Genomic DNA, 12,436 nt, shown 5'->3' with positions numbered 1-12,436 from the left:
GGGATCAGTCCTCGGTCTCCTTCGACCGGACGACGAGGACCGGGCAGTCCGCGGTCTGGATGAGCGCGTTGCTCGTGGAGCCGAGCAGCAACCCCTTGAAACCGCCGCGTCCGCGGGTTCCGACCACGAGAAGCTGTGCGGCCTCGGCATATTCGCTGAGCACCCGCACCGGCCGGTCGCGGGCGACGACACGTTCGACGGTGACGTCCGGGTACCGCTCCTGGTAACCGGCGAGACGTTCGGCGAGCACGATCTCCTCGCCGGTCTGGATCCGGCTCCAGTGCGGGTCCTCGGGGACGGCCCCGAGCGAGGGCTGGACGCTGACGTCGCTCCACACGTTCACCGCGACGAGCGTCGCGCCGCGTGCGGAGGCCTCCTCGAACGCGACCTCCACCGCGTCGCGGCACGAGACCGATCCGTCGACACCGACCACGACGGGCCCCTTTGCCGGCGGCGCACCGTCGAGGGTGCGACCCCGCACCACGACGACGGGCGCCGTCGCGTGCGAGACGACCGCCGTGGAGACCGAACCGGCGAGCAGGCCCTTCACCTCACCGAGGCCGCGCGATCCGACGACGAGCCGGTCGGCGTGCTCGGCCTGCGCGATGAGCGTGGGAACGACCTTGCCTTCGAGCTGCTCGGTGGTGACCTCGACGTTCCCGTGACGGTTCTCGTCGATGATCTGCCGGGCGAGCACGGCCGCGTTGTCGAGCCTGTCGCGGGCCGTCGCCTTCATCTCCTCGTGGAAGCTCTGCGCGAGGTATGGCTCGGAGTAGTAGAAGGCGGGGATGTGCACGACGGTGACGATGCGCAGCGGCAGGCCGCGGATCCCGGCCGTCCGTGCCGCCCAGTTCACCGCGGTCGTGGACGCGTCGGATCCGTCGACGGCCACGACGATCGGCTTGTTCTCGGTCATCGTACGTGGAACCTTTCTCGGTGGGTCAGCCGCAGATCTGCCGCAGCTGTTCGATCAGTCGCACGCGACCTGCGGTGTCGGCCGCGAACGGGGTGACGTTGAGGGTGGTGACCCCGGCCTCCGCGAAGGCCGCGACCCGCTCGCGCACGAAGCCCTCCGAACCGATCAGGGAGATCGAGCGGAGCAGATCGACGGGCACCGCCGCGGCCGCCTCCTCCTTCTTTCCGGCGAGGTAGAGCTCCTGGATGGTCTCGGCTTCCTTCGCGTAGCCGTACCGGATCGCGAGGTCGTTGTAGAAGTTCTTGCCCTTGGCACCCATGCCGCCGACGTAGAGCGCGACCATGGGCCGGACCCAGTCGAGCATGTGGTCGACATCGTCGCCGATCGCCAGCGCGGTCTGCGCGTAGATCTGCAGGTCGCCGAGCGCCGGATCGCGCTTGGCCTTGCCCTTGGCGATCGATTCGCCCCACACCTCGGCGGCCTTCTCCGGGTAGTAGAACAGCGGCTGCCACCCTTCGGCGATTTCCGCGGTCATCTCGACGTTCTTCGGACCGAGCGATGCGATGATGATCGGGATGCGCTCGCGCACAGGCTTGTTGATGATCTTCAGCGGCTTGCCGAGCCCGGTGCCACGCTCGGCGGGCAGCGGGATCTGGTAGTACTTGCCCTGGTGGTCGACCTTCTCGCGGCGCCACACCTGTCGGCAGATGTCGACGATCTCGCGCGTGCGGCCCAGCGGCGCGTTGTAGGGAACACCGTGGAAACCTTCGATAACCTGCGGCCCGGACGCACCGATACCGAGCACGAAGCGACCGTCGGAGACGAAGTCCAGGCCGGCGGCCGTCATCGCTGTGAGCGTCGGTGTCCGGGTGAACAACTGGAGAATTCCCGAGGCGAGCTCCACGCGCGTGGTCTTGGCCGCCAGATAGCCGAGCTGGCTCACCGCATCGAACGAATAGGCCTCGGGCACGAACACGATATCGAGGCCGGCCTTTTCCAGGTCGGCCACCTCCGCCGCGGTCTCCGCGAAACCTCCGCTGTAGTTCAGTCCCATTCCGATGCGCATGCGCCACCTTCGTTCCTGCTGCACACCCCGCTCGGGGCGCGTTCGTCCACGTGCCCCGAACACTACCGCCGTCAGGAGGTGACCGGTCGCACCACCATCACCGGGCAGTGCGCCTCGCGCATGAGCGCATTTCCGGTGGAGCCGAGCACCATCCCCTTGAAGCCGCCCCTACCTCGGGTACCGACCACGACGAGCTGGGCTTTCCCGCTCCAGGACTGCAGGTGGGCGCGGGGGCCGTCGACGTAGACCTTCCGGTGGACCGTCACGTCCGGATAGCGCTCGCCGTAGCCCGCGAGGCACTCGGACAGCAGGGAGTGCTCGTACTCCTCGAACGCGCGGGGATCGAAATCGAGGGGTGATTCGTCGATCTCCCCGACCTTCAGGTCGCTCCAGACATGGACGGCGACGAGGTCGACCCCGCGCCAGGACGCCTCCTCGAACGCCAGGTCGACCGCCTGGCGGCTCGCGGGACTACCGTCCACGCCGACGACGACGGGCCGCTCGTCGGGGAGGGATCCCTCCGGCCCCCGCACCACGACGACCGGACATTCGGCATGACCGGCGACAGAGACCGGGGTGGAACCGAGAAAGGCCTCCCCCAACTTGGTGCTCCCGGTGGCACCGAGGACGATCATCCGCGACGTGCGGGACAGCTCGACGAGCCACTTGGCGCTTCCGGTGAGGGCGAGTTCGGCGGTGATCTCGAGATCCGGCGCCACCGCCTCGGCGGTCTCCGCGGCCTCCTTCAGGAGTGCCTGAGCCTCGGCTTCGCTCCACTCGAAGACCTGCGAGGGACGGAAGAAGGGAAGTTTCGTCCAACCCGATGGGGCGAAGTCCACCGCGTGGACGAGATGCAGTGGGATCTTCCGGCCGGCCGCGGTGGCCGCGGCCCATCTCACCGCCCGCTCGGAGGCCGGGGAACCGTCCACACCGACGGTCACGTGATTGTGGTCGCGGGGTGCTTCACCGAGTGGTTTCACGCCTCCGAGGCTAGTCGGATCCGCTACGTCCGGATACGGACTTTGGTCATCGTGTCGAGATTCCTTTGATCGCAATGCATTCGGGCAACAGCGATCTGCGTCACATCAAATTGTCATTTGGGATGCGAATTTACTACCGTGAGGTCATGCAACTCACCCGGTTCACCGATCTAGGACTGAGAGTTGTGATGCATCTCGTCGCCGGCCCGGCGGAGAGTATGCCCAGTACCAGAACGATTGCAGACCAGCTCGATCTGTCGTACGCACATACGACGAAGGTCGTCGCCCGGCTCGGCGAGCTCGGAGTGGTCACCACCCGCCGCGGACGCGGCGGAGGACTGACCATCACCGAACTCGGCCGCACGGCGAGCCTCGGTTGGCTCACCCGAGCCCTCGAGGGTGAAGAAGAGGTCGTCGAGTGCGAAGGAGCGAAGCCGTGCCCCATGCGTCGCGGTTGCGGCCTCCGCTCCAAGCTCCGCACCGCACAGGACGCCTTCTACGCCGCCCTCGACGACGTCACGATCGCCGACCTGGCGACCCCTGACGCCGGTCCGGTCCTGCTCACCCTCGAACCACCCACCGGCCGCTGACCCACGGCGAGGCCGCCGGTGCAGCCTGTCACGACACACACGAGGAGACACACCATGCCGCTCTCACCCGAATCCAAGGACGTCATCGCCGCGACCCTCCCAGCGGTGGGAGCCGCCATCGGCGACATCACCTCGCTGTTCTACAGCAAGATGTTCGCCGCCCACCCCGAGCTCGAACGCGACCTGTTCAATCGCGGCAACCAGAAGCAGGGTGAGCAGCAGAAGGCACTCGCCGGATCGATCGCGGCCTTCGCGACGCTCCAGCTCGATCCCGACCCCGCCCGTGTCGAGGCGATCCTGTCCCGCGTCGCCCACAAGCACGCCTCGCTCGGCATCAAGCCCGACGAGTACTGGATCGTCCACAAGCACCTCTTCGAGGCGATCGTCGAAATCCTCGGCGAGGCAGTGACTCCCGAGGTCGCGAAAGCATGGGACGAACTGTACTGGCTGATGGCCGATACCCTCATCTCGATGGAGGCCGATCTGTACCGGGCCGCGGGTGTCGAGGCCGGCGACGTCTGGCGCACCGTCCGCGTCGCCGACCGCGTCCACCAGTCCGCCGACACCGTCTCGTTCGTGCTCACCTCGCTCGACGGCTCCCCGCTGCCCACCTTCCGTCCGGGCCAGTACCTCTCGGTCGGCGTCCACCTCCCCGACGGCGCCCGCCAGATCCGTCAGTACAGCCTGTCGAGCGCACCCGCGAAGGGCGACTGGCGCATCACCGTCAAGCGGGTCCTCGAGACCACCGCACCCGACGGCACCGTGCTTCCCGCCGGTGAGGTGTCGAACTTCCTGTACAACAACCTCTTCGAGGGCGACGAGCTGGAGGTCACCACTCCCTTCGGCGATCTCGTGCTCACCGAGGGCGACACCCCGATCCTGTTGGCGTCCGCCGGCATCGGATGCACCCCGATGATCGGCATGCTCGATCACCTCGCCGACGTCGGCGACGAGCGTCCCGTCGCGGTCCTGCACGCCGACCGGTCGGTCGCGAGCCACGCCCACCGTCGCGAGCTCGAGACCCTCGCCGAGAAGATCCCGTCGGCCCAGCTGTACCGCTGGTACGAGGACCTCGGCAACCGCCGACCGCTCGAGACGGTCCGCGTCGGACGGGCCGACATCTCGGATCTGCCGCTCGATCCGAAGACCCAGGCCTACCTGTGCGGTCCCCTGCCGTTCATGCTCTCGCTGCGCGAGGCTCTGATCGAGCGCAACGTCCCGGCCGAGAACATCCACTACGAGGTGTTCGGACCCGACAGCTGGGCACCTGCCTCCTGATCCGACCCGATCCGATCGCGGTGCCCCGGCCGAGTCTGCCGGGGCACCGCCGCATTCGCGGCTAGGCTGCAACCATGGACTCCGCCGCGGCTGTTCGCGACCCGGCCCCGTCCCCGCGTAGCCGATTTCAGGCCCTGGGCAACAGTGTCCTCGCGCTGATCGGAGTCCTTCTCGTGGCGGGCCTCGTCGCCCTGTTCCCCGGGTCCGACGAGCCGCTCGGAACCGATGCTCCCGCCGACGTCTTCAGCGCCGCCCGCGCCGGCGAACACATCGACGCGATCGCCACCGGCCCACGACCGCTCGGATCGACCGCCCACGCCGATGCCCGCGACCATCTCGTCGCAGTCCTCGAGGAACTCGGGTGGTCCACCCGCGTCGACTCGGGCGTCGGATGGATGGCGCGGTCCGGTGAGGCGACCCAGCGCGGCGCCCGCGTGCAGAACATCGTGGCGACCCGAGCCGGTACCGATCCCACCGGCACCGTCGTGCTCGCCGCGCACTACGACACGGTCCGGGGCTCCCCCGGCGCGGGCGACGACGGGATCGGCGTCGGCACGGTCCTCGAGGTCGCTCGTGCCATCGAGTCCGGTCCTCCCCCGCGGAACGACGTCGTCGTCCTGCTCACCGACGGTGAGGAGAACGGTCTGCTCGGCGCCCACCGGTTCGTGGGCACGGAGTCCGTCCGGGCGGGCCCGGTCGTCGTGCTCAACCACGAAGCCCGCGGGAACGCCGGTACGCCGACGACCTTCCGGATCACCTCACCGAACGGCGTCCTGATCGACAGCCTCGCGGGGGCACCGGGCGCGAACGCCGACTCCCTCACCGAGCTGATCTTCGAGGCGCTGCCGAACGACACCGATTTCCGCCGCTTCGCCGAGCACGGCCACCACGCCCTCGACACCGCGATCTCCGCGGGATCGGCGTACTACCACAGCCCTCTCGACACCCCCGACCGTCTCAGCCGGACGTCGCTGCAGCACATGGGCGACACCTCCCTCGCGACCGCCCGCACGCTCGCCGGATCCGATCTCACCACGGTCGACGACGGCGGCGACCAGGTCGTGACGACCGCGCCCTGGGGACTTCTCCACATGCCGAGGTGGGCCGAGGTCGTCGGGGCGATCGTGCTGGCCGGCATCGCGGGGGCGATCGTCGTGCTGCGGGTGCGCCGTGGCGAGACGTCGGCCTGGCAGTCCGGCGCTGCCGTGGGCGTGTCCCTGCTCGCCGCCGTCCTCGCGGCGGGCGCGGCGTGGCTGCCGTGGTGGATCGTGCAGACCGTCGATCCGGGCATGGCCGCCCCGGTCGCCGACGAGCCCTACCGGCCGGGTGTCTTCCAGTTCGCGGCGGTCGTCGCGGCCCTCGGCGTACTGCTGGTCGCGCGATCGTGGTGGGGCCGCGGCCGTCCGGCTGCCGCCCTCACGTGCGGAGCGTTCACGCTCGTCGCAGTGCTCGCTCTCGCCGGTATCCCCTTCGCCGGTGTGCCGCTGACTCTGCTCGTGCTCACTCTGCCGGCAGCGCTGGGTCTGCTGGTGGCGCTGCTCCTCCCGCAGCGCGACACGGTGTGGCCGCTCGTCACGATCGCCCTCGGCGCACTCGGCTCGCTGATCTTCGGCCTGCCCGCCGTGCTGGTGTCGTTCGACGCCGGACTCCTCTACGGGGCGCCGGTGGCCGGTCTGTTCGTCGCCTTCACGTTCGCCGCGCTGCTCCCGTTGTGCGAGCCGTTCGCGTCGACCACCCGTGGGCTCGTCGTCTCCGCGACGGGCACGATCGCGATCGTCCTGGTGGGCACGCTGCTCGCCGGCTACCTCAACCGGGACGGGGCGACCGATCCCCGGCAGGAATACCTCTGGTACTCGCTCGACGCCGATCGGGGTGCCGCGGTGTGGGGATCGCCGGACGGCCCGAGATCCGACTGGAGCGAAGGGCTGCTCACCACCGGTCCCGAATCGCTCCCCACCGCCTTCCCGTGGCGGGAGCACCGTCCGATGTACCACGGGCCCGCTCCGGTCGCCGACCTCGAGGCGCCCGAGGTCGAGATCCTCGAGGACACGACCGGCGGAAGCGCCCGGAAGATCCGACTGCGGTTGAGCTCACCGAGGAACGCCCAGGCCGTCGGACTGTGGATCGACAACACCACCGCCCACGTCCACGGCGCGACGGTGGACGGCTTCCGCGCCGAACCGTCCGACGACTTCGGTTTCCTGTTCTGGGCTCCCGGCCCCGACGGGATCGAGGTCGAGCTGACGTTGAGCATGCTCGAGAGCCGCCTCGGCGTCCGCGTCGCCGATCTCGGTGACGATCTCGGCGAAGTACCCGGCTTCGAGCCACCCGCGGATCGCGTCGTCGTCCAGCCGACGGTGGCCGTGACGCGGACCCTGCAACTGTAGGGCCGTCACTCCCACTCGTGGACGGGAGTGCCCAAGGTCATGTTCTGCACGTAGTCCCTCATCATCCCGAGCAGGGCGGTGCGACGGTTCTCGCCGGCAGCCTCGCGCCGGGCCACCTGCCGTCGTTGCCACGCCGCCCCGGTCTGCCGGGTCAGTGCACGCCCCTCGACGATGCCGAGATAGCGGTCGCGGACCGCCGCCGACAGTCCGTATGCCTCGAGGCCCTCGTGCGCGAGCGGCAACAGGCACCGCAGCACGAGTTCGTCGGCGCCGACCCATCCGGTGCGCGGCCAGTACAGCTTCGCGTCGAGACCGAACTTCGCACCGAGCACGAGGTTCCGCTCGGCGGCGTCGAAGCTGAGGTCGCGCCAGAGCGGCTCGTCGGCGTCGGTGAGGGCGCGCAGCGTCCCGTAGTAGAAGGCGGCGTTGGCCATGGTGTCGAGGACGGTCGGTCCTGCAGGGAGCACACGGTTCTCGACGCGCAGGTGCGGATGGCCGTCGCTGATGTCGTAGACGGGCCGGTTCCACCGGTAGATGGTGCCGTTGTGCATCTGCAGTTCGCGCAGTTCGGGAATCCGGCCGGCGTCGAGTTCGGCCATCGGATCGACGTCCGAGACCTCCGGCAGGAGAGCCGTGAAGTAGCGGGAGTTCTCCTCGAACAGGTCGAGGACGGAGTCGATCCACCGCTCACCGAACCATACGCGGGGACGGACACCCTGGTTCCGCAGTTCGAGCGGACGCGTGTCGGTTGCCTGCGCGAACAACGGGATCCGGCTCTCGTGCCACAGCGCCTTGCCGGCGAGGAAGGGCGAGTTCGCCGCGAGCGCGACCTGCGCTCCGGCCAGGCACTGGGCGGCGTTCCAATGCGTCGCGAAATCCTCGGGAGCGATCCGCAGATGCAGCTGCAGGGACGTGCAAGCCGCCTCGGGGACCACCGAATTCATATCTGCCCGAAGGGTTTCCACGGCATCCCTGCCAGGAAGCGGAACACCGTCGAGATCGAGTTCGATGTCCTCGCCGCGCGCCGCGAAGATCTGCTCGTTGAGCGCTTCGTAGCGGGGATTGGCGGTGATCCGGCCCCGTTCGAGATCGTCGAGTTCGAGTGTGGGCAGCATGCCGATCATGACCAGCTGCGCGTCGTGCAGGTGCATCCGCTCGTCGGCGCGCCGCAGTGACGACCGCAGCGACTCTTCGAGTTCGAAGGGTTCGTCGCCGGTGAGACGTCGCGGCTCGACGTTCATCTCGACGTTGAACTGGCCGAGTTCGGTCTGGAAGACCGCGTGATCGTCGATCGCCTGGAGCACCTCGAGGTTCGACATCGCGGGCGACATGTCGTCGCGGACGAGATTGAACTCGATCTCCATGCCGAGATGTGGTTCGGGTGACGAGTGCACGTCGACGAAGACGTCCTCTCGAAGCATCCGCTCGAGAGCCTTCATGCAGTCGCGAACCTTGCTCCGGAACATCCGCCGGTCTTCCCCGGTGAACGAACGAGCGGATATCTCAGCTCCCAATGGAACCCCCGGGTCGGCGCGCGGTCTGTCGAGCCAAGCCTAGCGCGCGCTCACGCCGGGGGTGGGATCAGACGGCGTGCCGTGGGGTGGGATCGAATACTGCGGGTGGGATCAGACGGCGCGGTAGCCGCCCCAGTCGGTGACGACGCCGCGATCGCTCAGCCACGCGTTGGGGTTGATCTTGGTGCCGTCGGTGTCCCACACCTCGAAGTGCAGGTGCGGTCCGGTGGACCAGCCCTCGTTGCCGACGGTGGCGATCTGCTGGCCGGCGTTGACACGCTGACCGGCCGAGACCTGGTAGGTGCTCACGTGACCGTAGACGGCGGTGGTGCCGTCGTCGTTGAGGACGCGGACCCACTGGCCGAAGCCGGAAGCCGGTCCGGCGTCGAGGACCGTGCCGTTGGCCGCGGACTTGATGGGCGTTCCGATCGGGGCTGCGATATCGATGCCGCCGTGGTGGGCGCCCCAGCGCGGACCCCAGTCGGAGGTGAGGGTGCCGGAGACGGGCTGGACGGCGGAGGGAGAAGCCGGGTTGAGCTGATCGAGCCAGTTGGGACCCGAGAACTGATCGAGGAAGCCGGTGACCTCGGCCGGAAGCTCGGGCGCGCCCTGCTCGGCCGGGGTGGTGATGCCGGGGATGGCCGGGATCTCGACACCCTCGGGCAGCAGGCCCGCGGGAAGCTCGAAGGGCAGGCTGGGCGTGGGAGCCTCGGCCTGGACGTGGTCGTGGCCGGGATGCGCGGCAGCGGTGCCGGCGCCGATCTGCGAGCCGACGGCGAAGAAGGCACCCGTGGCAGCGGCGACGGTGGCGGCCTTGACCGGAGCGGACGTACCGGTGGGCTCGACGCGGTGACGGCCCTTGCCGGGGGACGGCACGCGAATCGTCTCGAGGTCGAATGCTGCGTCTTCGCGTGTGCGCTGATGGCGTCCCACAGTGTGTCCCTTGTTTCGTCCCGACTTCGACCGGGTATCCCCCGGCCGCTCCTGGCGACCCAAGGTAACAAAACGGTATAGGGAAAGGCCAGTGTTACCTTTCCTTGATCTCAATCGGCGGGAACCTGCAGGTCGTACGCATCGCCTCGAGAGCCTCGAGAGCGGGCGCTTGGTTACGGCACGTGCCCGGCGGCTACACTCACAACGCGCCAAGGTCGGCTCCGCCCGGCCGGACGCCTCCGTAGCTCAGGGGATAGAGCACCGCTCTCCTAAAGCGGGTGTCGCAGGTTCGAATCCTGCCGGGGGCACAGATCGGGTTCCGCCGCATCCGCGAGCACTGGCGGACCCACTTCCTCGAACATCACGGGCATCTTCCCGCCCACGCATCACGGTTCGATCTAGTCGGCCATCCACCGTCCGCGCGACAGTTAGCATCCACAACGATGCCGCTCGACGACGACGGAAATCGAGGACCCCACATGAACATTCGGCCTCGTGCCCGACATCTCGCCGTGATCGTCTCGGCGGCGGTCCTCGGATTGTTCGTCCCTCCCGCCCCCGCGGTCGCCGGGGGCGTCTCGGGCCTCGTCGAAGGACCCGCTCATCCCGTCGGGGCGGGCAACGCCCGCACGTACGTCACCGTCGACGAGGAGGGCACGCCGGCCACCATCGGGGTGCGACTCGATGCGGCCGCCCTCGACGACCTACCCAGTGCCCTGATGCCGGTCACCGAGGCCTACGTGCTCGAGTTGCCCGAGGAGGCGGCCGCCACCGCGTTCGACCACGTCACGGTCGACTGGAACTCGCACGGCCACGATCCCCAGCACGGCTTCGACGTCCCGCACTTCGACGTCCACTTCTATCTCCTGGATCGGCCCACGGTGGAGTCGATCCATCCCTTCGCCCCCGGCTACATCCCGGCCGCGGTCCGCGTGCCCGACCCGCGTTACATACCGGAGGGGTACGCACCGTCCGGGGATCCGCTGACGTCGACCGTCGCGGGCATGGGACTGCACTGGGTGGACACCACCGAGGCGGAGCACGATCCGGCGGCGGGACACCACCTCACCGAGACCGTGCTCTACGGCACGTGGGACGGACGGCAGGCGTTCATCGAACCCATGCTGAGCCGCGAGTGGCTCGCGACGCGGCCCGCGCACCACGAGGAACTCCGCCTGCCCGAGGCGTACCAGCGCGGAGGCCTCTACCCCACCACCTACTCCGTGTGGTGGGACGAGGCGTCGCAGACGTACACGGTCGAACTCGGCGGGCTCACGATGCGCGAGGCGTCGTAGACCGGTCGGCCGAGCGGGGACTCAGTCCAGCGGGGAGACACGGATGAGGTTCCCGTCCGGGTCCGACACCACGAACGTCCGCCCGAACACCTCGTCGTGCGGCGCCTCCACGACCGTCGCCCCCTTTCCTACCCACTCGTCGTGGATCGCATCGACTGCGGCGGCCGATCCCGGCACCATCAGGCCCACCTCCGAGAACCGCGGCGCGTTCGCATCCATCGTCTCCGCGTGACCCGACCACAGTGCGAACAGCACTCCCGGCGTCACTTCGAAGGACACGTAGCGCGGGGTCGCCAGTTGCGGGATCATGCCGAACAGATCGCTGTAGAAGCGGGTCGCGCGGTCGACGTCGGTCACGTAGATCAGGAACAGGTTGGGCGACGACACGGTCATCGACATCTCCTTCCGGTAGGCGGTGAAGGCTTCGAGGACTACCGTGACACCGAAACCCGACAGTTCCTGTCGTGTTTTCGGAAGGAGATCGGACAGTCGATGAACCGGCCGCAGCGGTTGCTGAGCATGCTGGTCGTCCTGCAGGCCCGCAGACGGGTCACGGCCGCCGAACTCGCGGAGGAATTCGGCGTCTCCGAGCGCACCGTGCTGCGCGATGTGGAAACGCTTGCTGCCGCGGATCTTCCGGTGGTCGCCGAACGCGGCAGGTACGGCGGCATCGTGATGCTCCCCGGCCGGCAGACCGACCTGAACCGGCTCAACGCGTCCGAGGTGGACGTCCTGCGCGCCCTGGGGGTCGACATGGGCCGGGCCCGGCAACTCGGTGTCGACGCCGCCGCGAGGGACGCCGTCCACAAGCTCACCGCACGCGCCCGGCGCACGCCCTCCACCGCACGCGAGAACGACCTGCTGCCGCTGACCGAGGTGGTCACCGTCGACAACCGGGGATGGTTCGCCACCGAGGACCAGGTCGACGTCGCGGCGCTCACCCGCGACCTGCGGCGCGGCCGGCAACTCGCCATCACGTACCGCTCGAGCGGGCACCGCGACGAACGCGAGATCGTCGTCGATCCCTACGGTGTGCTCTCCCGCGCGGGCCGTTGGTATCTCGTGGCCGACGATCAGGGACGACCACGACTGTTCGCGCTGACCCGCCTGAGTGCGTGGACAGTGCTCGACCGACCTCGACACCTGTCCCCCGGCCGGACCCTGTCCGCCCTGGCACGCGAACTCGGCGACGCGCTCGAACGACGCGAGGACGTCGTCGTCACCGCCGATCTCGCGACGAACCGCCTCGACCTCGCCCGGCGTATCCTCGGGGCCCGCCTGCGCGGGAGCAGTGCGGGGCCGCGACCGGACGTCTCGCGGATCACGGTGACCTACGACTCGATCGACGGTGTGCGGCAACTGCTGCAGTTCGGCGAGCACATCGAGATCGTCGGGCCACCCGAGGCACGGGACCTCGTGGCGGGACTGGCCGAGTCGCTCCTCCGCCGTCATACCGCGCATCGCCGCGGCGAGTGAA

At 68.9% G+C, this 12,436-nt stretch carries 11 protein-coding genes and 1 tRNA gene; 6 read left to right on the top strand and 6 right to left on the bottom strand.

Annotated elements, in window-relative coordinates; all coding sequences use genetic code 11:
• Positions 1-4: 4 nt before the first annotated feature.
• The 3 genes from C6Y44_RS05475 to C6Y44_RS05465 form a co-directional block, all read right to left on the bottom strand.
• Positions 5-916, bottom strand: a complete 912-nt coding sequence (locus tag C6Y44_RS05475; protein WP_120281631.1) for a universal stress protein — start codon at positions 914-916, stop codon at positions 5-7.
• 25 nt (positions 917-941) lie between these two features.
• Positions 942-1,982, bottom strand: coding sequence for an LLM class F420-dependent oxidoreductase (locus tag C6Y44_RS05470; RefSeq protein ID WP_159416510.1), 1,041 nt, complete (start codon positions 1,980-1,982; stop codon positions 942-944).
• A 71-nt stretch (positions 1,983-2,053) separates the two neighbouring features.
• On the bottom strand, positions 2,054-2,962 hold the full coding sequence (locus tag C6Y44_RS05465; protein WP_159416511.1) for a universal stress protein: 909 nt from the start codon (positions 2,960-2,962) through the stop codon (positions 2,054-2,056).
• Between the two features lie 146 nt (positions 2,963-3,108).
• Here C6Y44_RS05465 and C6Y44_RS05460 point away from each other — a divergent pair, with 146 nt between their 5' ends.
• From C6Y44_RS05460 to C6Y44_RS05450, 3 genes are all read left to right on the top strand, one after another.
• Positions 3,109-3,552, top strand: a complete 444-nt coding sequence (locus C6Y44_RS05460; RefSeq protein WP_159416512.1) for an RrF2 family transcriptional regulator — start codon at positions 3,109-3,111, stop codon at positions 3,550-3,552.
• Positions 3,553-3,606: 54 nt separating this feature from the next.
• The gene (locus C6Y44_RS05455) at positions 3,607-4,830 is read left to right on the top strand and encodes a globin domain-containing protein (protein WP_159416513.1); all 1,224 of its coding nucleotides are present in this window, start codon (positions 3,607-3,609) and stop codon (positions 4,828-4,830) included.
• A gap of 74 nt (positions 4,831-4,904) precedes the next feature.
• On the top strand, positions 4,905-7,217 hold the full coding sequence (locus C6Y44_RS05450; protein ID WP_159416514.1) for a M28 family peptidase: 2,313 nt from the start codon (positions 4,905-4,907) through the stop codon (positions 7,215-7,217).
• 5 nt (positions 7,218-7,222) lie between these two features.
• Here C6Y44_RS05450 and C6Y44_RS05445 read toward each other — a convergent pair whose 3' ends face one another.
• Together C6Y44_RS05445 and C6Y44_RS05440 are read right to left on the bottom strand one after the other, a co-directional pair.
• Positions 7,223-8,731 (bottom strand): glutamate-cysteine ligase family protein, encoded by a 1,509-nt coding sequence (locus C6Y44_RS05445; RefSeq protein ID WP_159416515.1) that lies wholly within the window; start codon positions 8,729-8,731, stop codon positions 7,223-7,225.
• Positions 8,732-8,842: 111 nt separating this feature from the next.
• Positions 8,843-9,664: a M23 family metallopeptidase gene (locus tag C6Y44_RS05440; RefSeq protein WP_120281624.1), complete on the bottom strand. Its 822-nt coding sequence runs from the start codon at positions 9,662-9,664 to the stop codon at positions 8,843-8,845.
• A gap of 235 nt (positions 9,665-9,899) precedes the next feature.
• On the opposite strand from C6Y44_RS05440, the gene C6Y44_RS05435 reads away from it, so the two are divergent.
• Both C6Y44_RS05435 and C6Y44_RS05430 read left to right on the top strand, forming a co-directional pair.
• A tRNA-Arg gene (locus tag C6Y44_RS05435) sits at positions 9,900-9,972 on the top strand.
• Between the two features lie 171 nt (positions 9,973-10,143).
• The gene (locus C6Y44_RS05430; protein WP_120281623.1) at positions 10,144-10,959 is read left to right on the top strand and encodes a DUF5602 domain-containing protein; all 816 of its coding nucleotides are present in this window, start codon (positions 10,144-10,146) and stop codon (positions 10,957-10,959) included.
• Positions 10,960-10,980: 21 nt separating this feature from the next.
• Here C6Y44_RS05430 and C6Y44_RS05425 read toward each other — a convergent pair whose 3' ends face one another.
• On the bottom strand, positions 10,981-11,352 hold the full coding sequence (locus C6Y44_RS05425) for a VOC family protein (RefSeq protein ID WP_225623731.1): 372 nt from the start codon (positions 11,350-11,352) through the stop codon (positions 10,981-10,983).
• A 99-nt stretch (positions 11,353-11,451) separates the two neighbouring features.
• Between C6Y44_RS05425 and C6Y44_RS05420 the strand changes: the two genes are divergently transcribed.
• On the top strand, positions 11,452-12,435 hold the full coding sequence (locus tag C6Y44_RS05420; RefSeq protein WP_159416532.1) for a helix-turn-helix transcriptional regulator: 984 nt from the start codon (positions 11,452-11,454) through the stop codon (positions 12,433-12,435).
• The last annotated feature ends 1 nt before the right edge of the window (position 12,436 follow it).

It is taken from the genome of Rhodococcus rhodochrous (assembly GCF_014854695.1).
Classification (GTDB): Bacteria; Actinomycetota; Actinomycetes; order Mycobacteriales; family Mycobacteriaceae; genus Rhodococcus.
Note: the sequence above shows the minus strand (reverse complement) of the source record. Positions and strands in the feature narration are given on the sequence as shown.

Coding starts and splice junctions, on each gene's coding strand:
- C6Y44_RS05475 (WP_120281631.1), bottom strand. CDS start 916: ATGACCGAGAACAAGCCGATCGTCGTGGCCGTCGACGGATCCGACGCG.
- C6Y44_RS05470 (WP_159416510.1), bottom strand. CDS start 1,982: ATGCGCATCGGAATGGGACTGAACTACAGCGGAGGTTTCGCGGAGACC.
- C6Y44_RS05460 (WP_159416512.1), top strand. CDS start 3,109: ATGCAACTCACCCGGTTCACCGATCTAGGACTGAGAGTTGTGATGCAT.
- C6Y44_RS05455 (WP_159416513.1), top strand. CDS start 3,607: ATGCCGCTCTCACCCGAATCCAAGGACGTCATCGCCGCGACCCTCCCA.
- C6Y44_RS05450 (WP_159416514.1), top strand. CDS start 4,905: ATGGACTCCGCCGCGGCTGTTCGCGACCCGGCCCCGTCCCCGCGTAGC.
- C6Y44_RS05430 (WP_120281623.1), top strand. CDS start 10,144: ATGAACATTCGGCCTCGTGCCCGACATCTCGCCGTGATCGTCTCGGCG.
- C6Y44_RS05425 (WP_225623731.1), bottom strand. CDS start 11,352: ATGACCGTGTCGTCGCCCAACCTGTTCCTGATCTACGTGACCGACGTC.
- C6Y44_RS05420 (WP_159416532.1), top strand. CDS start 11,452: ATGAACCGGCCGCAGCGGTTGCTGAGCATGCTGGTCGTCCTGCAGGCC.